Annotated in this window: 23 protein-coding genes; 10 read left to right on the forward strand and 13 right to left on the reverse strand. The window is 62.2% G+C overall.

Translation table 11 applies throughout. From position 1 onward, the window contains the following. From BM110_RS06600 to BM110_RS06640, 9 genes are all read right to left on the reverse strand, one after another. Positions 1–1,341, reverse strand: a complete 1,341-nt coding sequence (locus BM110_RS06600; RefSeq protein WP_093512834.1) for an ABC transporter substrate-binding protein — start codon at positions 1,339–1,341, stop codon at positions 1–3. Positions 1,342–1,362: 21 nt separating this feature from the next. After that, positions 1,363–2,412, reverse strand: coding sequence for a branched-chain amino acid ABC transporter permease (locus tag BM110_RS06605; protein WP_071491953.1), 1,050 nt, complete (start codon positions 2,410–2,412; stop codon positions 1,363–1,365). 4 nt (positions 2,413–2,416) lie between these two features. Then, entirely contained in the window at positions 2,417–3,298 is an 882-nt protein-coding gene (locus BM110_RS06610; RefSeq protein ID WP_093512837.1) for a branched-chain amino acid ABC transporter permease, read from the reverse strand. Then, on the reverse strand, positions 3,298–4,068 hold the full coding sequence (locus BM110_RS06615) for an ABC transporter ATP-binding protein (protein ID WP_093512839.1): 771 nt from the start codon (positions 4,066–4,068) through the stop codon (positions 3,298–3,300). The genes BM110_RS06610 and BM110_RS06615 overlap by 1 nt, the downstream gene beginning before the upstream one ends. After that, positions 4,065–4,967, reverse strand: a complete 903-nt coding sequence (locus BM110_RS06620; protein ID WP_093512841.1) for an AMP-binding protein — start codon at positions 4,965–4,967, stop codon at positions 4,065–4,067. Before BM110_RS06620 ends, BM110_RS06615 begins: the two co-directional genes overlap by 4 nt. A gap of 111 nt (positions 4,968–5,078) precedes the next feature. Continuing rightward, positions 5,079–6,512 (reverse strand): LLM class flavin-dependent oxidoreductase, encoded by a 1,434-nt coding sequence (locus tag BM110_RS06625; protein WP_093512843.1) that lies wholly within the window; start codon positions 6,510–6,512, stop codon positions 5,079–5,081. Beyond that, positions 6,512–6,838 carry an acyl-CoA dehydrogenase gene (locus BM110_RS06630; RefSeq protein WP_071491957.1) on the reverse strand — a complete coding sequence of 109 codons (327 nt, stop codon included), beginning with the start codon at positions 6,836–6,838 and terminating at the stop codon, positions 6,512–6,514. Before BM110_RS06630 ends, BM110_RS06625 begins: the two co-directional genes overlap by 1 nt. 12 nt (positions 6,839–6,850) lie before the next feature. After that, positions 6,851–8,047, reverse strand: a complete 1,197-nt coding sequence (locus tag BM110_RS06635; protein WP_093512845.1) for an SfnB family sulfur acquisition oxidoreductase — start codon at positions 8,045–8,047, stop codon at positions 6,851–6,853. A 155-nt stretch (positions 8,048–8,202) separates the two neighbouring features. Continuing rightward, a complete protein-coding gene (locus BM110_RS06640) occupies positions 8,203–8,766 on the reverse strand; it encodes a helix-turn-helix domain-containing protein (RefSeq protein WP_093512847.1) in 564 nt (187 codons plus the stop codon). Between the two features lie 92 nt (positions 8,767–8,858). Between BM110_RS06640 and BM110_RS06645 the strand changes: the two genes are divergently transcribed. The 7 genes from BM110_RS06645 (at position 8,859) to BM110_RS06675 (ending at position 16,041) form a co-directional block, all read left to right on the forward strand. After that, positions 8,859–9,788: a DMT family transporter gene (locus tag BM110_RS06645; protein ID WP_093512849.1), complete on the forward strand. Its 930-nt coding sequence runs from the start codon at positions 8,859–8,861 to the stop codon at positions 9,786–9,788. A gap of 213 nt (positions 9,789–10,001) precedes the next feature. Continuing rightward, the gene (locus BM110_RS06650; RefSeq protein WP_093512851.1) at positions 10,002–12,923 is read left to right on the forward strand and encodes a monovalent cation/H+ antiporter subunit A; all 2,922 of its coding nucleotides are present in this window, start codon (positions 10,002–10,004) and stop codon (positions 12,921–12,923) included. Next, the gene (locus BM110_RS06655; RefSeq protein ID WP_003192163.1) at positions 12,923–13,267 is read left to right on the forward strand and encodes a Na+/H+ antiporter subunit C; all 345 of its coding nucleotides are present in this window, start codon (positions 12,923–12,925) and stop codon (positions 13,265–13,267) included. The genes BM110_RS06650 and BM110_RS06655 overlap by 1 nt, the downstream gene beginning before the upstream one ends. Continuing rightward, positions 13,264–14,946: a monovalent cation/H+ antiporter subunit D gene (locus BM110_RS06660; protein ID WP_092244912.1), complete on the forward strand. Its 1,683-nt coding sequence runs from the start codon at positions 13,264–13,266 to the stop codon at positions 14,944–14,946. The genes BM110_RS06655 and BM110_RS06660 overlap by 4 nt, the downstream gene beginning before the upstream one ends. Next, complete coding sequence (locus BM110_RS06665; RefSeq protein ID WP_071493444.1) at positions 14,943–15,431, forward strand: Na+/H+ antiporter subunit E; 489 nt, start codon at positions 14,943–14,945, stop codon at positions 15,429–15,431. Before BM110_RS06660 ends, BM110_RS06665 begins: the two co-directional genes overlap by 4 nt. After that, positions 15,428–15,706 (forward strand): K+/H+ antiporter subunit F, encoded by a 279-nt coding sequence (locus BM110_RS06670; RefSeq protein WP_005789171.1) that lies wholly within the window; start codon positions 15,428–15,430, stop codon positions 15,704–15,706. Before BM110_RS06665 ends, BM110_RS06670 begins: the two co-directional genes overlap by 4 nt. Continuing rightward, entirely contained in the window at positions 15,703–16,041 is a 339-nt protein-coding gene (locus BM110_RS06675; protein WP_028616866.1) for a Na+/H+ antiporter subunit G, read from the forward strand. The genes BM110_RS06670 and BM110_RS06675 overlap by 4 nt, the downstream gene beginning before the upstream one ends. A 126-nt stretch (positions 16,042–16,167) precedes the next feature. Here the strand turns inward: BM110_RS06675 and BM110_RS06680 are convergent, their stop codons facing one another. Continuing rightward, a complete protein-coding gene (locus BM110_RS06680) occupies positions 16,168–16,626 on the reverse strand; it encodes an HIT family protein (RefSeq protein ID WP_093512853.1) in 459 nt (152 codons plus the stop codon). A gap of 50 nt (positions 16,627–16,676) precedes the next feature. Continuing rightward, on the reverse strand, positions 16,677–17,345 hold the full coding sequence (gene lepB / locus BM110_RS06685; RefSeq protein ID WP_093512854.1) for a signal peptidase I: 669 nt from the start codon (positions 17,343–17,345) through the stop codon (positions 16,677–16,679). Between the two features lie 111 nt (positions 17,346–17,456). On the opposite strand from lepB, the gene BM110_RS06690 reads away from it, so the two are divergent. Next, a complete protein-coding gene (locus tag BM110_RS06690; protein ID WP_093512856.1) occupies positions 17,457–18,005 on the forward strand; it encodes a dihydrofolate reductase family protein in 549 nt (182 codons plus the stop codon). Positions 18,006–18,225: 220 nt separating this feature from the next. Here the strand turns inward: BM110_RS06690 and cysS are convergent, their stop codons facing one another. Both cysS and BM110_RS06700 read right to left on the reverse strand, forming a co-directional pair. Next, positions 18,226–19,614 (reverse strand): cysteine--tRNA ligase, encoded by a 1,389-nt coding sequence (gene cysS, locus BM110_RS06695; protein ID WP_092244900.1) that lies wholly within the window; start codon positions 19,612–19,614, stop codon positions 18,226–18,228. Positions 19,615–19,635: 21 nt separating this feature from the next. Continuing rightward, on the reverse strand, positions 19,636–21,336 hold the full coding sequence (locus BM110_RS06700) for a glutamine--tRNA ligase/YqeY domain fusion protein (RefSeq protein WP_092244897.1): 1,701 nt from the start codon (positions 21,334–21,336) through the stop codon (positions 19,636–19,638). 239 nt (positions 21,337–21,575) lie between these two features. Between BM110_RS06700 and BM110_RS06705 the strand changes: the two genes are divergently transcribed. Continuing rightward, a complete protein-coding gene (locus BM110_RS06705; RefSeq protein WP_010209496.1) occupies positions 21,576–22,079 on the forward strand; it encodes a peptidylprolyl isomerase in 504 nt (167 codons plus the stop codon). After that, the gene (lpxH, locus tag BM110_RS06710) at positions 22,076–22,825 is read left to right on the forward strand and encodes a UDP-2,3-diacylglucosamine diphosphatase (protein ID WP_093512858.1); all 750 of its coding nucleotides are present in this window, start codon (positions 22,076–22,078) and stop codon (positions 22,823–22,825) included. The genes BM110_RS06705 and lpxH overlap by 4 nt, the downstream gene beginning before the upstream one ends. Positions 22,826–22,880 lie beyond the last annotated feature (55 nt).

Genomic DNA, 22,880 nt, shown 5'->3' on the forward strand with positions numbered 1-22,880 from the left:
TTATTCGTCCCCGGTACAGGTGCGTGGCGTCAGGCCTTTTTCCTTGGCGAACGCTGCCGACTTTTCATCGATCAACGGGCGCAACAACCCACGGTCGGCGGCGATCCACTCACTGATCAGCGTCCAGTTGGCGCCGTCCCACTGCTGCACCCGCGCCGAGCCGCCGCCTTCGTGATCGCGGCACGACAGCTTGAGGTTTTGCATCAGGCCCAGGTAGCCCATGTCCTTCAAGCGCGCATCGTCGATGTTCAGGTGTTCCAGGCCCCAGCGGCCTTCTTCGCCATTGAGCGGGCGCTTGCCGAATTTGGCCTGGCCGGTGCGGATTGCCTCCACCGCCACGGCGGCGTTCACCAGGCCGGAGTTGTAGTAGACGCTGCCGAAGTTCTTCAGGTCCTTGAGGTCACTGTGGCCCTTGTCGAGGATGTATTGCTTGAGGCGTTTGTGGATCTCGAAATCAGCCCCGGCCGGGTATGGCGTAAGGGCCAGGTAGCCTTTGGCGGCGGCGCCTGCGGGCAATACGTCTTCACTGGAACTGGCCCAGATGTCGCCGATGATATGGTCCACCGGGAAGCCGAAGCGCGCGGCGGTCTTCACCGCAACCGGTGTGGACACGCCCCAGGTGCGCAGGAACACCCAGTCCGGGTTGGCCTGGCGCACCTGGCGCCATTGCGCGGACTGCTCGTTGCCGGGGTCGGCGACCGGGATCTGGATGTTTTCGAAGCCGTATTTTTCCGCCAGCAACTTGAGCGGGCCGAGGGTTTCGCGACCGTAGGCCGAGTCGTGGTAGACCGTGGCGATCTTCTTGCCCTTGAGCTTGTCGAAACCGCCTTCACGCTCGGCGATGTAGTTCACCAGCGTCGACGCTTCGCTGTAGAAGGTCAGCATCACCGGGAAGTTATACGGGAACACCGTGCCGTCGGTGGCTTCGGTGCGGCCGTAGCCGAGGGTGATCAGCGGGATCTTGTCCACCTCGGCCCGCTCGCTCAGCGCATACGCCGCCGGCGCGCCATTGGGCTGGTACACCGCGACCGGCGCGCCATCCAGGCCATGCTTGAAGCGCTCGTAGCACTCGATGCCCTTCTCTGCCGTCCACTCGGTCTCGCATTCCTGCCACACCAGCTTGACGCCGTTGATGCCGCCTTCGACCTCGTTGATGTAACGCAGGTAATCAATCATCCCGGCCCACACCTGCACGCCGCTGGACGCATAGGCGCCCACACGATAGGTCGCCAGGGGAATGAATTGCTGGTCCGGCGAGGCCATTGCCTGGGGGACTGCACCGGCCAAGGTTGCCAGCGCAAAGGCAGCGCCGACCAGGGAACGTTTCAAGGATGCACGCATAGGGATTCTCTTAAGGGAATGTCAGAAACGCAGCGGCCACTGCCGCACGCGGTCGCGCAGGTTGTGCAACAGGCGAATCAAGCCCTCGGGTTCCTTGATCAGGAACACGATGATCAACACGCCAAAGATGATTTTCTGCAGGTTCTGCAACTGCCCCGCATCCACCGAGCCGCCGAACAACGCCTGCCCGGCATGGCTGAGGAAGATCGGCAGCAAACTGATGAACGCCGCCCCGACAAAGTTGCCGGCGATGCTGCCCATGCCGCCGATAATGATGATGAACAGGATCTGGAAGGAGCGATTGATATCAAAGCTACTGGCGCTGGCGGTGCCCAGGTAGGCGAAGGCCCACAGCGCACCGGCTATGCCCAGGTAGAACGAACTGACCGCGAACGCCAGGCGCTTGTAGCGCACCACCGGAATGCCGACCACGGCGGCGGCGGTGTCCATGTCGCGGATCGCCATCCAGTTGCGGCCGACCTGGCTGCGCACCAGGTTGATCGCGGTCCAGGTCAGCAGCAGTACCGTGACCAGGGTCAGCAGGTAGCGGCCCAGCGGTGTGTTGAGGTCATGGCCGAACAGCGCCAGCCTGGGCGCGGAAATGGTCCCGGACGAACCGTAGTTGTAGAACCAGGGAAACTTGACGAACAGCCACTCCAGGAAAAACTGCGCGGCCAGGGTGGTGACCATCAGGTAGAAGCCCTTGATCCGCGAGCTGGGCAGGCCGAACAGCAGGCCGACCAACGCACTGATGACCCCGCCGCCGAGCAGTGCCACCGGCAACCCCAGCTCCGGCAGGCGCAGCAGAAAACCGTAGGTGGCAAACGCACCGACGGCCATGAAGCCGGCCGCGCCCACCGAGGTCTGCCCGGTATAGCCGGTGAGCAGGTTCAGGCCCAGCCCGGCCAATGACAGCACCAGGAACGGGATCAGGATCGCGTTCAGCCAATAGTCATTGCCCCACAGCGGCACCCCGATAAAGGCCAGTGCCAGCAGGCCAATCAAGGCCCAGGGCATGCGCCGCTGAATCAGCAGCAACGGCGCAGTATGTTGTGCAAGAGGGATCGACATGCTTTCAGACTCGCTCGATGGCGCGCTCGCCGAACAGGCCGGCGGGGCGGGTATACAGGAAGGCCAGGGCCAGAACATAGGCGAACCACGGCGTGATACCGCCGCCGATCAACGGGCCGATGTACACCTCGGCAAGGTTCTCCGCCGCGCCGACAATCAGCCCGCCGACAATCGCCCCGCCAATCGAGGTAAAGCCGCCGATGATCAACACCGGCAAGGCCTTGAGCACCACCAGCGACAACGAGAACTGCACCCCCTGGCGCGCGCCCCACAGCAGCCCGGCCACCAGCCCGACGATGCCGGCCACCGCCCAGACGATCTGCCAGATGCGGTTGAGGTTGATGCCGATGGACAGCGCCGCCGTGGTGTCATCCGCCACCGCGCGCAGCGACACGCCGATGCGGGTCTTGTTGAACAGCAGCGCCAGCACCGTCACCAGCACCACCGCAGCGGCGGCGGCGATCAGGTCGAACTGGCTGAGCATCAGTGGGCCGACGAACAGCGGTACGTCGTCGATGCCCAAGTCCAGCGCCCGCACCTGGGAGCCCATCAACCCCTGGGCCAGGCCTTCGATAATGAACGACAGGCCCAGCGTGGCCATGAACAAGGTGATCTGCGAACGGTTCACCAATGGCCGCAACACCAGGCGCTCGATCAACAAGGCGCCGACGCTCATCACAATTACCGTGAGCAGCAACGCCAGGGCAAACGGCACGCCCTGGTCATGCAGGCTGACGAACGTCAGTGCGGCAAACAGCAGCATCGCGCCCTGGGCAAAATTGAACACGCCGCTGGCCTTGTAGATCAGCACGAAGCCGATGGCGACCAACGAGTACATGGTGCCGGCGAGCAGGCCGCCGAGCAGGGTTTCAAAGAAAAACGTCATCAGTGCACCACTCCCAGGTAAGCCGCGATCACCTCGGGGTTGGCCTGCACTTGCGCCGGCGTGCCGTCGCCGACCTTGCGCCCGTAGTCGAGCACCACCACATGGTCGGACAGGCCCATGACCACGCCCATGTCGTGTTCGATCAACACCACGGTGGTGCCGAGGTCGCGGTTGACGTCGGCAACGAAGCGCGCCATTTCCTGTTTTTCCTCGGCGTTCATGCCGGCCATGGGCTCGTCCAGCAGCAACAAGCTCGGCCCTGCGATCAACGCCCGGCCCAGTTCCACGCGTTTTTGCAGGCCGTAGGACAGGTTGCCCACCAGCACATCGCGGTGGGCTTGCAGTTCCAGGAATTCGAGAATGCCTTGGGCGCGCAACCGGAACGCTTCGGCTTCCCGGCGTGCGCGAGGCAAGCCCAGGGCCTGTTCGATAAAGCTGCTGCGCATATGCCGCGACAGGCCGGTGAGGATGTTGTCGAGCACGCTCATTTTCTTGAACAGCGCGTTGTTCTGGAAGGTGCGCCCAATGCCGCAGCGCGCGGCGCCCAACGGATCGATACGGTGGAAGTGCTGGTCTTCGAACACAATCTCGCCGACATCGAAGCGATACACGCCATTGAGCACATTGAGCAACGAACTCTTGCCGGCACCATTCGGCCCGATCAACGCGCAGATCTCGCCGCGCAACACCTCGAAGGACAAGGCATTGATCGCCTTGACCCCCTTGAACGACAGCGAGATATCCCGCACCTGCAAAATGGCCTGGCTCATGCGATGTCCCGTTTGAATTCCGCCAGCCACACCGGTGAAGGGGCGGCTTTGACGGGTTGCCAGATGTACGCCAGGCGCTGGAAACCCAGGAGCCGGCGCACGCGGTTTTTCAGCAGGCGCCGCAGGCCGCTTTGCGGGTGGGCGATGGCCCAGTCGCATAAGCGTCGGCGCCAGGTGCCGTGGGGCGCCAAGCGGCTTTCGATCTCGTCGGCCAGGTGCTGCAAGCGTGCGGGCGACAACAGCAGGCCGGTGGGAGCGACTTCGCTGCGGTCGCGCCGCGCCGAGGCCAGGCTTTCAGGGAAGGCCAGACCGTGACCGCTGTTCAGCCATTGCTCGAGCACCACCGCCAGACCGCCCTGCCAGTGGGTGCCCTCTTCGCTCCACAACAGGGTTTCACCCGTGGGCTGCCACCAGCGTGCGAGGTGTTGCGTCGGCGCCAACGGGCCGAGCAACTGGGCGAAATCCAACAGGTTCGCCGACTGCCAATGCCGCGCAGTCTGGCGGCCCTGCACATAGGAATGAGTCGGGCGAATGCGCCACAGGTGGTGTTGCAGCGCCTCGGGCTCCAGGTCATCGGCCAGGGTCAGCACCTGCGCGCCGATGGATTGCGCCGCCAGGGCCAGCAACAGCAGGTTCGGCTCGAACGCCCCGCTGAGGGCCAGCCGCGATTGCTCGCTGACCCCCTGCTGGCGCAAGCCATCGGCCAGACGCTCCACATCGCGCAAGGCGTCGATCCAGCGCCATGCGTACCACTGCCCTTGGCGCTTGTGGCGCAGGGCGGTGTGCAGCGGCGTGATCTGCGCCCAGTGGCGCAGTTGTTCCAGGGCCTTGGGCAGGTGGCCGAGCCATTCGGCGGGCCACTCCACGGCCAGTGGGCGTTTGAGTTCGTGCACGCTCATAGGGGTAGTGCTCCTATTGGGGGGGGGCGTGCGGTGGTCCGCTGGCTGGATTATTTGGATCAACACCGATCAACTGTGGGAGGGGGCTTGCCCCCGATGGCGGTGTGTCAGTCACAAGTGCTTTGACTGGACTGCCGCTATCGGGGGCAAGCCCCCTCCCACATTGGTTATGTGCGCGTCAGATAAATTGCGGTAGCCGGCACCAGGGTGGTTGGAGGCCAACCTTGCGCCGTCGCCAAACAACTTCTCGCGCAACGTGCCCTGGGCATACTCGGTCTTGTACACCCCACGCTTCTGCAACTCCGGCACCAACAGGTCCACGGCGTCGATGAAGGTTTCGTGGGTCAGGGCGTAGGCCAGGTTGAAGCCGTCCACATCGGTGTCTTCGACCCACTCCTGCAACAGGTCCGCGACGGTTTCCGGGCCGCCGACGAACAGCGGGCCAAAGCCGCCGATACCGACCCAGTCGGCCAGTTCATTCGGGGTCCAGACCTTGTTCGGATCGGCCGTAGAGAACGCTTCTACCGCCGATTGAATGGCGTTGGTATGCACGTGCTTGAGTGGCTCATCCGGTTTGAATTGGCTGAAGTCGATGCCGGTCCAGCCGGAAATCAGCGCCATGGCGCCTTCATAGCTGACATAGGATTTGTACTCCTCGAACTTGGCTTTGGCCTTGGCATCGGTTTCGCCGACGATCACCGTCTGCAAGTTGAAGATCAGGATTTTCTTCGGATCGCGCCCGGCTTCGGCCGCACGTCGGCGGATGTCGGCCACGGTCTTTTTCAGCAGCACCTTGGACGGCGCGGCAACGAAGACGCACTCGGCCTGTTCGGCGGCGAACTGCTTGCCACGGCTCGACGCGCCCGCCTGGTAGAGCACTGGCGTGCGCTGCGGCGACGGTTCGCAGAGGTGAATGCCGGGCACCTGGAAGTGTTTGCCGACGTGGCGGATCTCGTGGATCTTGCTCGGGTCGCTGAAAATCCGCCGTTCGCGGTCACGCAACACGGCGCCCTCCTCCCAACTGCCTTCCCAGAGTTTGTAGCAGACCTCCAGGTATTCCTCGGCGTAGTCGTAGCGCGCATCGTGCTCGGTCTGGGCCTTCTGGCCAAGATTCTTGGCGCCACTTTCCAGGTAGGAGGTGACGATGTTCCAGCCGATGCGGCCCTTGGTCAGGTGGTCCAGGGTCGAGAGACGGCGGGCGAACGGGTACGGATGTTCGAACGACAACGAAGCGGTCAGGCCGAAGCACAGGTGTTCGGTGACCAAGGCCATCGGTGCGATCAGCGACAGCGGGTCGTTGACCGGCACTTGGGTGGCCTGGCGAATCGCCGCGTCGCCGTTGCCGTTGTACACGTCATAGATGCCCAGCACGTCGGCGATAAACAGGCCGTCGAACTTGCCGCGTTCAAGGATCCTGGCGAGGTCGGTCCAATATTCCAGGTCCTTGTACTGCCACGAACGGTCACGCGGATGCGCCCACAGGCCCGGCGACTGGTGGCCGACACAATTCATGTCGAAGGCGTTCAAGCGGATTTCACGGGACATCAAAGCACTCCGTTGAGGTGGTAGTTGCCGACGATCTGGTACTTCGTACGCAGCGGGTCATCAAGGCTCGACGGCAGTGCGGTGCGTTGGCCGGTGAGTTCGAACTCGGCGTTGCTCGCGGCGATCAGCGCCTCTGCGGCGGCGATTTGCGCTTCGGTCAACGCCACCGGGCCTGGATGGGTTTCGGCGCGTTCAAACAAGGCCGCGGCCACATCGACGCGAATCTGCAAGTCGCCGAAGCGGCTGATCACGTAGGGGTCAGTGCTGTTTTCAACGTGACGGCGGGTGCTGTCCAGCAGTTGGCGCGCAAGGGTCAGTGCAGTCATGGGTGAGGTTCCTCAGTTCCAGGCGTGGCGCGCAGGTTTTACGCCGTTGAGCACATAGTTGCCGATCAGGTGGTATTTCCAGCGCGCCGGGTCGTGCAGAGTGTGGGTGCGTGCATTGCGCCAGAAGCGGTCGAGGTTGTGCTTGCCGGTGACCGAGCGGGTGCCGGCCAGTTCGAACAGTTTGCTGCTGGCGAGCAAGGCGGTTTCGGCAGAAAGGACTTTGGCCTGGGCGACCACCAGTGAGGCGTGGGCGACACTGTCTTCGCTGGGCTCGGCGAGGGCGCGGTCTACGGCTTGCCCCGCCTTGGCGAGGATGGCTTCGGTGCCGTGCACACGCCATTCCAGGTCGCCGATGGCGGCGATGGTGAACGGGTCCTGCCAGCCGTGATCCTGTTGGCTGTCGATCCAGGGCCGCGCCTGGCGTGCGTAAATCTTCGCCTGTTCAAGGGCACCGAGGGCGATACCGGTATCGACCGCCGCCTGGATGATCTGCGAAATCGGACCATTGGCGGTCGGCTGGTCGAAGGCCTGGTGCGCAGGGATTACCGCGCTCAGGGGCACGGTCACACCATCAAGGGTCACACCCCCGCTGGCAGTGGTGCGCTGGCCGAAGCCGTCCCAACTGTCGATCACGTTCAGGCCGGGCGCGTCGCGTTCGACAAAGGCGATAAAGGCCTGGCCGTCTTCATTGTTGCCGACGGTGGGCACCAGGTGAGCAAACAGCGCGCCGGTGCAGTAGAACTTCTCGCCGTTGATCTGCGCGGTATCGCCGTGAAAGCGAATCTGGGTATCGAAGGTGCCGGCGTTCTTGCTCTTGGCTTCGGAAAAGGCGTTGCCGAAACGGTAGCCCTGGAGGACTTTGCCGAAGTAGTACTGTTTTTGTGCCTCGGTCGCGGTTTGCAACAGGATGTCCACCACGCCCAGGTGGTTCTGCGGGATCTGCCCCAGGGACGGGTCGGCGGCAGAGATCAATTTGATCACCTCGGCCACGGTCACATAGGACACGCCAGCGCCGCCGTACGCTTTGGGAATGGTGATGCCCCACAGGCCGCTGGAGGAGAACTCGTCAAGCTCGGCCACCGGCAGGCGCCGCTCACGGTCGCGGGCGCTGGCCTCGACGGCAAACCGCGCCGCCAGCCGCGTGGCGACCTCGATGGCTTCCGCGTCCGAGCGGATGATATGGGCAGGGTGTTGAGGGTGGGCTGACATGGGCCGACTCCAGGCTCCGAGGGGATGACCTGGGTGATTGCAGGAGTCGTGCCTGAATCCAGTCGCCAATAAAATCAGCGAGTTGCTGGCATTTCAATGCAGTTGAGCGCTTTTTAAACCAGCAAAGTGTCCATCCACTGTTGCCGCAGGAACAGTTAGATCACCACATTGCGCACAAAGCGCACTGCCATGTCGCCGTCATTGCGATAACCATGCACGTTCCGGCTGGCGAACATATAAAACTCACCAGCCGCGACGCGCTTTTCTTCATCGCCCACCAGCAGCGTGAGGCAGCCTTGGAACACGAACAATTGCACGCTCCAGCCATCCGGGTCGGGGTCAGGGCTGTAGCGATCGCCCGGCTCCAGTTGCATTTCCCACAACTCGACCTCGCGCCGCGCCGTGGCCTTGGCCAGCAACACCGCCTTGCTGCCGGGAATGTCACCGGCCCAGGCCAGTTCATTGATGCGGCTGTGGTCGGGGGCATCGGGCGCCTGGATCAGGTCGCTGAACGCCACGTCCAACGCTTCGGCCACGCGGTCGAGGGTGGACAGGCTGACGTTCTTTTCGCCCGCCTCGATGGCCACCAACATGCGCCGGCTGACCCCGGATTTTTCCGAGAGCGCAGTCTGGCTCAGGTCGGCGGCATGCCGCAGGCGACGGACGTTCTGGCTGACGTGCTGCAGGACCGAAGCCCGGTGGGGATTTTCTTTGTGCACTATATTGCTCAATGGGTGGGTGTGCGCAGTATACTGCCCAGCGTGCGGCGCATTGTGCGGTCCGTGCCTTTCCCTTGCAAGACCGAGCCGCCATGACTACCCCGACCGCCTCCCCACGTTTCAACCGTTTCAGCAAAGCCGAATGCATCCTGGTGGTGATCACCATGATCTGGGGCGGCACGTTTTTGCTGGTGCAACATGCGATGACGGTCAGTGGGCCGATGTTTTTTGTCGGTTTGCGCTTTGCGGCCGCAGCGATTGTGGTGGGGTTCTTTTCCTTGCACACGTTGCGCGACCTGACGCTGTTCGAATTGAAAGCCGGAGTGTTTATCGGTGTGGCGATCATGTTTGGCTACGGGCTGCAAACCATTGGCTTGCAGACCATCTTGAGCAGTCAATCGGCGTTTATCACGGCGTTATATGTGCCGTTCGTACCGCTGTTGCAATGGCTGGTGCTGGGCCGGCGCCCGGGGTTGATGCCGAGCATCGGTATTATGCTGGCGTTTACCGGCTTGATGCTGCTGACCGGGCCGGCGGGGGCTTCGCTGAATTTCAGTCCCGGTGAAATCGCCACGTTGATCGGTGCAGTGGCAATCGCGGCGGAGATCATCCTGATCAGCGCCTTTGCCGGGCAGGTGGACGTGCGTCGGGTGACCGTGGTGCAACTGGCCACGGCGTCGTTGCTGTCGTTCCTGATGGTGGTGCCAATGGGCGAGGCGCTGCCGGGGTTTTCGTGGTTGCTGCTGTTCAGCGCGGTGGGCCTGGGCTTGACCAGTGCGGTGATCCAGGTGGCGATGAATTGGGCGCAGCAAAGTGTTTCGCCGACCCGCGCCACGTTGATTTATGCCGGTGAGCCGGTGTGGGCCGGCGTGGTCGGGCGGATTGCCGGGGAACGCTTCCCGCCGATCGCGATGGTGGGGGCGGCGTTGATTGTGTTGGCGGTAATTGTCAGCGAGATGAAGACCAAGGGGCAGAAGGCCCTGGAATTGCGCGATGAGAGGGAACAGGAACAGCAGGGATAAGGTCCGAGTACTTGCAGTGGCTGTCAGATCGCCATCGCGGGCAAGCCCGGCTCCCACAGGGGGGGCGGTGTCGCTTGCCCGAATCGGGTTACCTGAAACAATGCCAAATGGGCGATTTCGGCTTAGCTTGTAGGATCCTGCCACATCTTGCCGTTTGGTGATCGTTAAAGCGGCACGTATGATGCATCCCAAACTCCCGCAGATTAGAAGCCTATGTCCCTGATAGTTCTACTGCTTCTGCCGTTCATTGGCAGCTGTCTGGCGGCCTTGCTGCCGCACAATGCACGTAACACCGAATCCCTGCTGGCCGGCCTGGTGGCCCTGGTCGGCACTATTCAAGTCGCCCTGCTCTACCCCCAGATCGCCCACGGTGGCGTGATCCGCGAAGAATTCATGTGGTTGCCCAGCCTCGGGCTGAACTTCGTGCTGCGCATGGATGGGTTTGCCTGGCTGTTCTCGATGCTGGTGCTGGGCATCGGCACGCTGGTGTCGCTGTATGCGCGCTATTACATGTCGCCGGACGACCCGGTGCCGCGCTTCTTCGCGTTTTTCCTGGCCTTCATGGGCGCCATGCTCGGGCTGGTGATCTCCGGCAACCTGATCCAGATCGTGTTCTTCTGGGAACTGACCAGCCTGTTCTCGTTCCTGCTGATCGGCTACTGGCACCACCGCGCCGATGCGCGCCGTGGGGCGTACATGGCGCTGATGGTCACCGGCGCCGGCGGCCTGTGCCTGCTGGCGGGCGTAATGTTGCTGGGGCATATCGTCGGCAGCTATGACCTGGACCAGGTACTGGCGGCGGGCGCGCAGATCCGCGCGCATTCGCTGTACCCGGTCATGCTGGCCCTGGTGCTGGTCGGCGCCTTGAGCAAAAGCGCGCAGTTCCCCTTCCACTTCTGGCTGCCCCACGCGATGGCGGCCCCTACGCCGGTGTCGGCGTACCTGCATTCGGCAACGATGGTGAAGGCCGGCGTGTTCCTGCTGGCCCGCCTGTGGCCGTCGCTGTCCGGCAGCGAAGAATGGTTCTGGATCGTCGGCGGTGCCGGCGCCCTTACCCTCCTCCTCGGCGCTTACTGCGCCATGTTCCAGAATGATCTCAAGGGCCTGCTGGCCTACTCCACCATCAGCCACCTCGGGCTGATCACCTTGCTGCTGGGTCTCAACAGCCCGCTGGCGGCCGTCGCAGCCGTGTTCCACATCCTCAACCACGCCACGTTCAAGGCTTCGCTGTTCATGGCCGCGGGCATCATCGACCATGAAAGTGGCACGCGGGACATCCGCAAGCTCAGCGGGCTGGTGCGGTTGATCCCGTTTACCGCGACCCTGGCGATGGTGGCCAGTGCGTCCATGGCCGGCGTGCCGTTGCTCAATGGTTTCCTGTCCAAAGAGATGTTCTTCGCCGAAACCGTGTTCATCACCTCGACGGCCTGGGTGGAGTTCGCCCTGCCGTTGATCGCGACCATCGCCGGTACCTTCAGCGTGGCCTACGCCCTGCGCTTCACCGTCGACGTGTTCTTCGGCCCGACCGCGACCAACCTGCCGCACACTCCCCACGAACCGCCACGCTGGATGCGCGCACCGGTCGAGTTGCTGGTGTTCACCTGCCTGCTGGTGGGGATCTTCCCGGCCCAGGTGGTCGGCTCGATCCTCGCCGCCGCCGCGCTGCCGGTAGTGGGTGGCGTGCTGCCGGAGTACAGCCTGGCAATCTGGCACGGCTGGAACGCACCAATGATCATGAGCCTGGTGGCCATGTCCGGCGGCGTGGTGCTGTACCTGCTGCTGCGCAAGCAACTCAAGCGTGGCCGCTTCAAGTACCCGCCGGTAATCAGCTACTTCAACGGCAAGCGCGGCTTCGAGCGCAGCCTGGTGGTGATGATGCGCGGCGTGCGCAGGATCGAGAAACGCATCAGCACCAAGCGCCTGCAGACCCAATTGTTCCTGCTGGTGCTGGTGGCGGTGATCGGCGGCATGATCCCGATGCTCAACAGTGGCCTCAGTTGGGGCGACCGCCCGAAGATCCCGGGCTCCATCGTGTTCGTCACCCTGTGGCTGCTGGCGATTGCCTGTGCCCTCGGCGCCGCCTGGCAAGCCAAGTACCACCGGCTGGCGGCCCTGACCATGGTCAGCGTGTGCGGCCTGATGACCTGCGTGACCTTCGTGTGGTTCTCGGCGCCGGACCTGGCGCTGACCCAGTTGGTGGTCGAAGTGGTCACCACCGTGCTGATCCTGCTCGGCCTGCGCTGGCTGCCACGGCGGATCGAAGAGGTGTCGCCACTGCCCAGCTCGCTGCGCAAGGCGCGCATCCGTCGCCTGCGTGACTTCCTGTTGTCGACCGTGGTGGGCGGTGGCATGGCGTTGCTGTCCTACGCGATGCTGACGCGCCAGACGCCCAACGATATTTCTTCGTTCTACCTCAGCCGCGCCCTGCCCGAAGGCGGCGGCAGCAATGTGGTGAACGTGATGCTGGTGGACTTCCGGGGCTTCGACACCCTGGGCGAAATCACCGTACTCGGCGCCGTGGCGCTGACGGTGTACGCCCTGCTGCGGCGCTTCCGCCCGTCAAAAGAGAGCATGGAGTTGCCGCCGCAACAGCGCCAGTTGGCGCCGGACGTGGCCACCGACCTGGTCAACCCGCGCCAGGCCAGCGACACCGCCCTGGGCTTCATGATGGTGCCGGCGGTGCTGGTGCGCCTGCTGCTGCCGATTGCGCTGGTGGTGTCGTTCTACCTGTTCATGCGCGGCCACAACCAACCGGGTGGCGGGTTTGTCGCCGGGCTGGTGATGTCGGTGGCGTTCATCCTGCAATACATGGTCGCCGGTACGCAGTGGGTCGAGGCGCAGATGAGCCTGCGGCCGATGCGCTGGATGGGCTTCGGGCTGCTGTCGGCAACCCTGACCGGGCTCGGCGCGCTGTTTGCCGGCTACCCGTTCCTCACCACTCACACCTGGCATTTCAGCCTGCCATTGCTTGGCGACATTCACATCGCCAGCGCGCTGTTCTTCGACGTCGGCGTGTACGCCATGGTCGTCGGCTCGACGCTGCTGATGCTCACCGCCCTCGGTCACCAGTCCGTGCGGGCCCATAAACCGAGCAACCAGGCCAAAGTGGTTGCCGCAACGGAAGGAGCCGCCTGATGGAAGAAGTCATCGCAATTGCCATTGGAGTCCTGGCGGCTTCCGGCGTCTGGTTGATCCTGCGGCCACGGACCTTCCAGGTGGTGATGGGCCTGTGCCTGCTTTCGTACGGCGTCAACCTGTTCATTTTCAGCATGGGCAGCCTGTTTATCGGCAAGGAGCCGATCATCAAGGACGGCGTGCCGCAGGACCTGCTCAACTACACCGATCCGCTGCCCCAGGCCCTGGTGCTCACGGCCATCGTGATCAGCTTCGCCATGACCGCGTTGTTCCTGGTGGTGCTGCTCGCCTCCCGGGGCCTGACCGGCACCGACCATGTGGACGGCCGGGAGCCCAAGGAATGAATTGGGTGAATCAACTGATCGTCGCGCCGATCCTGCTGCCATTGCTGACCGCCGCGCTGATGCTGATGCTTGGCGAAAAGCGCCGCCCGCTCAAGGCGAAAATCAATCTGTTCTCCAGCGTCATCGGCCTGGGCATCGCCATCCTGCTGCTGTACTGGACGCAAAAAGGCGGCCCAGGCTCGATTGGGGTTTACCTGCCGGGCAACTGGCAGGTGCCATTCGGCATTGTGCTGGTGGTGGACCAACTCTCGGCGCTGATGCTGGTACTCACCGGGATCATCGGCGTGAGTGCGCTGCTGTTCGCCATGGCCCGTTGGGATCGTGCGGGCACCAGCTTCCACGCACTGTTCCAGATCCAGATGATGGGGTTGTACGGCGCCTTCCTCACGGCGGACTTGTTCAACCTGTTCGTGTTCTTCGAAGTGCTGCTGGCGGCCTCCTATGGCCTGATGCTGCATGGCTCCGGGCGTGCGCGGGTGTCGTCGGGGTTGCATTACATTGCGATCAACCTGTTGGCGTCTTCGCTGTTCCTGATTGGCGCGGCGATGATCTACGGTGTCACCGGCACGCTGAACTTCGCTGACCTGGCGCTGAAAATCCCGCTGGTGCCGGAGGCCGATCGTGGTCTGTTGCATGCCGGCGCGGCGATCCTGGCGACGGCGTTCCTGGCCAAGGCCGGCATGTGGCCGCTGAACTTCTGGCTGGCGCCCGCCTACTCCTCGGCCAGTGCGCCGGTGGCGGCGATGTTTGCGATCATGACCAAGGTCGGCGTGTACACCGTGCTGCGCCTGTGGACCCTGCTGTTCTCCGGCCAGGCCGGGGCGTCGGCGCTGTTTGGCGGGGATTGGCTGGTGTATGGCGGCATGGCGACCATCATTTGCGCGGCGCTGGCGATGGTGGCGGCGCAGCGCCTGGAGCGCATGGCCAGCTTGAGCATCCTGGTGTCGGCGGGGATCTTGCTGTCCGCCGTCGGTTTCGCCCAACCAAGCCTGACGGCGGGCGCGCTGTTCTATCTGGTCAGTTCCACCCTGGCCTTGAGCGCGCTGTTCCTGCTGGCTGAATTGATCGAACGGTCACGCTCGGCCAACGACCTGCCGCTGGACGAAGAGATCGATGCGTTGCCCAAGGCCATGGAATCCCTGCACCCGCGCCCTGGCGTCAACCTCGATGACGAGCAGCAAGCCGTGGTCGGCCAGGTGATTCCCTGGACCATGGCGTTCCTCGGCTTGAGCTTTATCGCCTGCGCCCTGCTGATCATCGGCATGCCGCCGCTCTCCGGGTTTATCGGCAAGCTCAGTCTGTTGAGTGCGCTGGTCAATCCACTGGGCCTGGGTATGAGTATTGACGAACCGATCCGGCCAGCCGCCTGGGGCTTGGTGGCGTTGCTGATTCTCTCCGGCCTGGCCTCGTTGATTGCCTTCGCACGCTTGGGCATCCAGCGCTTCTGGACCCCGGAAGAACGCCCTTCGCCGCTACTGCGTCGCTATGAATGCGTGCCGATTTTCTTCCTGCTGGGCTTGAGCATCCTGCTGACCTTCAAGGCGGAACCACTGCTGCGCTACACCCAGGCCACTGCCGTGAGCCTGAACAACCCCGAGCACTATGTGATGGCGGTGATGGCCACGCGTCCGGTGCCGAGCCCCGAAGCCCAGGCCGCCGCCCTGGAGGTGCAACCATGAAGCGATTGTTCCCTGCTCCGTGGCTGTCCCTGGCGCTGTGGGTGCTGTGGCTGGTGCTGAACCTGTCGGTCAGTCCGGGCAACCTGCTGCTGGGTGCACTGCTGGGCTTTCTTGCGCCGCTGCTGATGGCACCGTTGCGACCACTGCCGATCCGCATCCGTCGCCCCGGCGTGATCATCCGCCTGTTTTTCCTGGTGGGCCGTGACGTGATCGTCTCCAACCTGCAAGTGGCCTGGGGCGTGCTGACCTGCGGCTCCCGCCCACCGCGTTCGCGCTTCATCAGGATTCCCCTGGACCTGCGCGACCCCAACGGCCTCGCCGCGCTGTCGATGATCACCACCGTGGTGCCCGGCACCATCTGGTCGGAACTGGCGCTGGACCGCAGCATCCTGCTCTTGCACGTATTCGACCTGGACGATGAGGCGCCCTTCATCGAGCACTTCAAGACCACCTACGAACGGCCCCTGATGGAGATCTTCGAATGAGCGCGCTGCTCTCCAATGCGATCCTGTTCAGCCTGTTCCTGTTCTCCCTGGCCATGGTGCTGACGCTTATCCGCCTGTTCAAAGGCCCGTCAGCCCAGGACCGGGTACTGGCGCTGGACTACCTGTACATCCTGGCGATGTTGATGATGCTGGTGCTGGGTATCCGGTATGCCAGTGACACCTACTTTGAAGCGGCGCTGCTGATCGCGCTGTTCGGCTTCGTCGGCTCGTTTGCCCTGGCGAAATTCCTGCTGCGTGGGGAGGTGATTGAATGATGCCGTTATGGATGGAAATCGTCGTGGCCGTGCTGCTGGTGCTCAGCAGTGTATTTGCATTGATTGGCGCGATCGGGTTGCTGCGCATGAAGGACTTCTTCCAGCGCATGCACCCGCCCGCACTCGCATCGACGCTGGGAGCGTGGTGTGTGGCGTTGGCGTCGATCATTTATTTTTCGGTGCTCAAGTCCGGGCCGGTGTTGCACGGGTGGTTGATTCCGATTCTGCTGTCGATCACCGTGCCGGTGACCACGTTGCTGTTGGCGCGCACGGCGTTGTTCCGCAAGCGCATGGCTGGGGATGATGTACCCGCCGAAGTCAGCAGCCGCCGTTGATCCCTATAGAAAACACGGTCAAAACTGTGGGAGGGGGCTTGCCCCCGATGGCGGTGGATCAGTCAGCTCACCTGTAGCTGACCCACTGCTATCGGGGGCAAGCCCCCTCCCACATTTGGATTGGCGCTAGGCAAAAGACCTGATGTGCGCCGCCAATTCCGCCAACCCCTCATCATCGGCCCGCACATGATCGTGGGACGAGATGTACCCTTCATATGCCTCGAAGAACTTGTCCACCTTCGAACTCAGCGGCTTGAAGGTACTGTCGCCGCCGGTTCCATGCATGGGAAACAGCTTCGCATGCAGGTGATCCACGCCATACCCTTCCAAGATCATCCCGGTGCGCGCCACATCGGGAAACGCACGGTCGATCTGCAACGCCGTCCTCTTCGCCGCCACCACCAGCGCGGCTAGCACTTCATCCGACTGCGCAAACGCATAACTGCCGTAATGCTGCTTGGGAATCACCACGCTGAACCCCGGGGTGTTGGGGAAGATCGACAGGAAGGCCATGTGCTGGTCGTCTTCCCACAGGATGTGCGCCGGGGAAGTCTTTTGGACGATGCTGCAGAAAATACACGTCATTCGAGTCTCCATCAGTGGTTCTTGGTGCCCTTCAAATAGCACAACTTCCATTACAAGATAGGCGAGCCAAACCTGCGAAACCGTGGCATCCAGTGATCCAGGATCTGCGCCGATGCCAGCACATGATGTGCCCGCCCGATCAACAGCCGACGCGGCACAAAACCAATGTACCGGGAGTCATCGCTGTTATCGCGATTGTCCCCCAGCATGAAGTAACTGTCGGCCGGCACCACCACCGGCCCGAAATTGCGCAGTGCCCGCACCGTCGGCATGAACTGCACCGTGCGCTGACGGTTGGCCGCCCGTTCGGTCAGCTTGATTCCTGGCACCGTATGGCCGGGCAGGATGGGTTCGCTGATGTCCTGCGCGTCACTGTAGGTGGCAGGCACGCCGTTGACCCACAACACCTCATCTTTCATTTCCAGGGTGTCACCGGGAATGCCGACGATGCGCTTGATCAGACGCATGCCGTCCCTGGGCGACGAGAACGTCACCACATCACCGCGCCGGGGGTTATCGAGCTGGGCCAGGGAAATGTCCGTGAGCGGCAGCTTGAGGTCGTAGGCCACCCGGTTCACCAACACTACATCGCCCTCCAGCAAGGTCGGGCGCATGGAGCCAGAGGGAATGGGATTCCAGTCCGCCAGGGAGGTACGGAAAACGCCGAAGCACAACCAGAAAATGATTGCGTAACGGTAACGGATCAACCAACTTCGCATACATCCTCGCACGGCAGAAAGGGGCATCAGGTCTGTTTCCCAGACGCCCGGTTGTTACACGCGAGGATTAAATCAACATTAGCGTCCAAGCGCACAAAAGGAGTTTTCGCCATGGATATCAAATGTTCAGTGTTTATCGCCGCCAGCGTCGACGGCTTCATCGCCCGCCCGGACGGTGATATCGACTGGTTGCACCGGCCGGAGTATGAAACCGCCGAGTTGAACGGCGTGACTTATGAAGGCTTTGTCGCCACGGTGGATGCGCTGGTGATGGGACGCAAGACCCTGGAGAAGGTGTTGTCATTTGCGAAGTGGCCCTATGAGGGTATCCCGGTGATTGCGCTGTCTCGCCAGCAGTTGCAGATTCCGACACATCTGGAGGGCAAGATCGAGGTCATGGCGGGAGACGTGACCACACTGGTGGCAACGTTAGCCGAGCGCGGTATGAAGCACCTTTATATCGACGGTGGCCAGACGATCCAGGCGTTTCTTGAAGCGGGCCTGATCGAGGAGTTGATCATCACACGCATACCAGTGTTGCTGGGCAAAGGGGTTTGTTTGTTCAGCCAGATGGGCAGCGAGCAAGAACTTCGTCATCTCGGCACGTATGTATCGGACAATGGATTTGTGCAGAGCCGCTATCAAGTATCGCTGTCGTAGCAATTGCAAAGCCAGCGTGCAATGGAGGTGGGCGAATCGATATATGGTAGACACTCTGTTATCGCGACATAGGTATCAGCACAACTTTCAATATCGTGCGTAACTGTGGCGCTCATCACCCGCCCTGCCAGCTACCACAGTCGATCGAGTAAGCCGTTAAACGGATGTGCAAAAAAACGCCCCGAACCAGTCGGGGCGTTTTTCATTCAACGTTTACCAATCAAGCCTGATCAGCCAACCGCCACGTCGTCCCACCCTTCCCGTCTTCCAACACCACGCCCATGGCGGTGAGTTGGTCGCGGAGTCGGTCGGATTCCGCCCAGTCCTTGTTGGCACGTGCAGTCAAACGCGCCTGTATCAGCGCATCCACTTGCGCCGCATCCACACGCCCTTCGGCACCGGCTTGCAGGAAATCTTCGGGCTTCATTTGCAGAACCCCAAGCACGCTGGCCAGTTCTTTCAAGCGCGCCGCCAGACCCGCCGCCGCATCAAGATCGCTCTCACGCAAACGGTTGATCTCGCGCACCATTTCGAACAGCACCGCGCAGGCTTCCGGGGTGCCGAAGTCGTCGTTCATCACTTCGGTGAAGCGTGCGACGAAGGCTTCGCCACCGGCTGGTGCCACGGCGGGCAGGCCTTTCAACGCGTGGTAGAACCGCTCCAGGGCGCCCTTGGCGTCCTTGAGGTTGTCTTCCGAGTAGTTGATGGCGCTGCGGTAGTGGCTGGATACCAGCAGGTAACGCACCACTTCCGGGTGGTACTTTTCCAGCACGTCGCGGATGGTGAAGAAGTTGTTCAAGGATTTGGACATCTTCTCGCCATTGATGCGGATCATGCCGCAGTGCATCCAGGCGTTCGCGTAGGTCTTGCCGGTGGCGGCTTCGCTCTGGGCGATTTCGTTTTCATGGTGCGGGAACTCGAGGTCGCTGCCGCCGCCGTGAATGTCGAAGGTCTCGCCCAGGCAGCAGGTGGACATCACCGAGCATTCGATGTGCCAGCCCGGACGCCCGGCGCCCCATGGCGACTCCCAGCTCGGCTCGCCGGGCTTGGTGCCTTTCCACAGCACGAAGTCCAGCGGGTCCTGCTTGGCTTCGTCGACTTCGATACGTGCGCCGATGCGCAGGTCTTCGATTCTCTTGCGCGACAGCTTGCCGTAGCCCATGAACTTGGCGACGCGGTAGTACACGTCGCCATTGCCCGGCGCGTAGGCGTAACCCTTGTCGATCAAGGTCTGGATCATCGCGTGCATGCCCGGGATGTGGTCGGTGGCACGCGGTTCCATGTCCGGCTTGAGGATGTTGAGCCGGGCCTCGTCCTCGTGCATCGCGGCGATCATGCGCTCGGTCAGCGCGTCGAACGACTCGCCGTTTTCGTTGGCGCGGTTGATGATCTTGTCGTCGATGTCGGTGATGTTGCGCACATAGGTCAGGTCATAGCCGCTGAAACGCAACCAGCGGGTCACCAGGTCGAAGGCCACCATGCTGCGGCCGTGGCCGATGTGGCAGTAGTCGTACACGGTCATGCCGCACACGTACATGCGCACCTTGTTGCCGTCCAGCGGCTTGAAGACTTCTTTGGTCTTGCTGAGTGTGTTGTAGATCGTTAACACGACAATTCCCTTAAGACAGAATCACTGACCCCACGAATCACGCAAGGTCACGGTGCGGTTGAATACCGGGCGACCTGGTTTCGAGTCCTTGATATCCGCGCAGAAGTAACCTTCGCGCTCGAACTGGAAACGGTCTTCCGGCTGTGCTTCGCCCAACGAGGGTTCGGCACGACAACCCGTAAGTACTTGCAGGGAGTCAGGGTTGATGTTGTCGAGGAAACTGGCGCTGTCTTCAGCCTTTTCAGGGTTTGGCGAGCGGAACAGGCGATCGTACAGGCGCACTTCGCACTCGATGCTGGCCGCCGCCGGCACCCAGTGGATCACGCCCTTGACCTTGCGGCCTTCGGGGTTCTTGCCCAGGGTGTCCGGGTCATACGAGCAACGCAGTTCGACGATGTTGCCATCGGCGTCCTTGATTGCTTCGTCGGCACGGATCACGTAGCTGCCGCGCAGGCGCACTTCGCCGTTTGGCTCCAGGCGCTTGTAGCCTTTTGGCGGCTCTTCCATGAAGTCATCGCGGTCGATGTAGATTTCACGGGCAAACGGCAGCTTGCGCACGCCGAGTTCTTCTTTTTGCGGATGACGCGGCAGTTCAAGGTGGTCGACCTTGTCTTCCGGGTAGTTGGTGATCACGACCTTCAACGGGCGCAGCACGCACATGGCACGTGGGGCGTTGGCATCGAGGTCCTGGCGGATGCTGAATTCGAGCATGCCGTAGTCGACCACGCCGTCGGAACGGTTGGTGCCGACCATCTCGCAGAAGTTGCGGATCGACGCCGGCGTGTAGCCGCGACGGCGGAAGCCCGACAGCGTCGACATGCGTGGGTCGTCCCAGCCGTGTACGTGCTTTTCATCGACCAGTTGCTTGAGCTTGCGCTTGCTGGTGATGGTGTAGTTCAGGTTCAGGCGGCTGAACTCGTACTGACGCGGGTGCGCCGGTACCGGCAGGCTGTCGAGGAACCATTCGTACAGCGGACGATGGCTTTCGAACTCCAGGGTGCAGATGGAGTGGGTGATGCCTTCGATGGCGTCCGACTGGCCGTGGGTGAAGTCGTAGTTCGGGTAGATGCACCACTTGTCGCCCGTCTGGTGGTGATGGGCGTGGCGGATGCGGTACATGATCGGGTCGCGCAGGTTCATGTTCGGCGAGGCCATGTCGATCTTGGCGCGCAATACGCGGGCGCCGTCCGGGAACTCACCGGCGCGCATGCGGGCGAACCAGTCGAGGTTCTCCTCTACCGAACGGTCGCGGAACGGGCTGTTCTTGCCCGGCTCGGTCAGGGTGCCACGGTATTCCTTGGCCTGCTCCGGGGTCAGGTCGTCGACGTAGGCCTTGCCGGCCTTGATCAGCTCGACGGCCCAATCGTGCAGTTGGTCGAAGTACTGCGAGGCATAGCGCACTTCACCGGACCATTCGAAACCCAGCCACTTCACGTCGCTTTCAATGGCGTCGATGTATTCCTGGTCTTCCTTGGCCGGGTTGGTGTCGTCGAAACGCAGGTGCGTGACGCCGCCGAATTCCTGGGCCAGGCCGAAGTTCACACAGATCGACTTGGCGTGACCGATGTGCAGGTAGCCGTTGGGCTCTGGCGGGAAGCGGGTGACGATCTGCGTGTGCTTGCCCGAATCCAGGTCCGCCTGGATGATCGGGCGCAGGAAATTGACCGGGACGGCAGGTCCGGCCTTGGAATTCGAGGTAGGGTCGACAGTGGGCTTGCTCATAGGATCCTTGAACAGACAAGTACGTGGCCGGGCTAGGCCGACAAAACAAAGGGCTTATCATAGCTGATGCTGTCAAGCCGCTGACAGGGTTGCGGTGCATTTAACGCACCAGTGGTAAAAAACCACCTCGAAATTCCTGCAGGTCACGCTAAACTGCGCGCCTTGGCCGCAGTTTCGCCATACCGGTCGTGGTGCCCCGGGCACCCAAACCCACGAATTCCCTGAAAAGAGTAGCCAACATGACTCAAGTCAAACTGACCACCAACCACGGTGACATCGTCATCGAGCTCAACGCCGAGAAAGCGCCGATCACCGTCGCCAACTTCATCGAGTACGTGAACGCCGGCCACTACGAAAACACCGTTTTCCACCGCGTCATCGGCAACTTCATGATCCAGGGCGGCGGTTTCGAGCCTGGCATGAAAGAAAAGAAAGACAAGCGCCCAAGCATCCAGAACGAAGCGGACAACGGCCTTTCCAACGACAAGTACACCGTCGCCATGGCCCGTACCATGGAGCCGCATTCGGCCTCGGCGCAGTTCTTCATCAACGTGGCCGACAATGCCTTCCTGAACCACAGCGGCAAGAACGTGCAGGGCTGGGGCTACGCGGTATTCGGTAAAGTCACCGAAGGCCAGGACGTCGTCGACAAGATCAAAGGCGTGCAGACTACCGGTAAAGCCGGTCACCAGGACGTTCCGGTAGAAGACGTGATCGTCGAGAAAGCCGAGATCGTTGGGTGATACTGCTGATTTCAGATTTGCATCTGGAAGAGGAGCGCCCGGACATCACCCGGGCGTTTCTGGATCTGCTCCACGGCCGCGCCCGTGGCGCCCAGGCGTTGTACATTCTGGGGGACTTCTTCGAAGCCTGGATTGGCGACGATGGGATGACACCGTTTCAGCGCTCCATTTGCGCAGCCCTGCGCGAACTGAGCGACAGCGGCACTCCGATTTTCATCATGCACGGCAATCGCGATTTCCTGATCGGCAAGGCGTTCTGCAAAGCCGCAGGCGCCACCTTGCTCAAGGACCCGAGTGTCGTGCAGCTCCATGGCGAGCCCGTGCTGTTGATGCACGGCGACAGCCTCTGCACCCGCGACGTCGGCTATATGAAGCTGCGGCGCATCCTGCGTAACCCGATCGTGCTGTTTATCCTGCGCCACCTGCCCCTGGGCACGCGGCACAAGCTGGCGCGCAAGCTGCGCAGTGAAAGCCGCGCGCAGACGCGCATGAAGACCAACGACATTGTCGATGTAACGCCCGAGGAAGTCCCACGGGTGATGCAGCAGTTCGGCGTGCGCACCCTGGTCCACGGCCATACCCACCGCCCAGCCATTCACAAGTTGCAGATTGGCGACCAGGCCGCCAAGCGCATTGTGCTGGGGGATTGGGACAAGCAGGGCTGGGCGCTGCAGGTGGATGAGCAAGGGTTTCAGTTGGCGGCGTTTGACTTCGTCAATCCGCAATTGGCGTTGCCCGGCGCCTGAACCTCAGACACCACAAATCCAATGTGAACAAAGATCCAAATGTGGGAGGGGCGGT

This window comes from Pseudomonas sp. NFPP28 (assembly GCF_900115535.1).
GTDB classification, from domain to species: domain Bacteria; phylum Pseudomonadota; class Gammaproteobacteria; order Pseudomonadales; family Pseudomonadaceae; genus Aquipseudomonas; species Aquipseudomonas extremorientalis.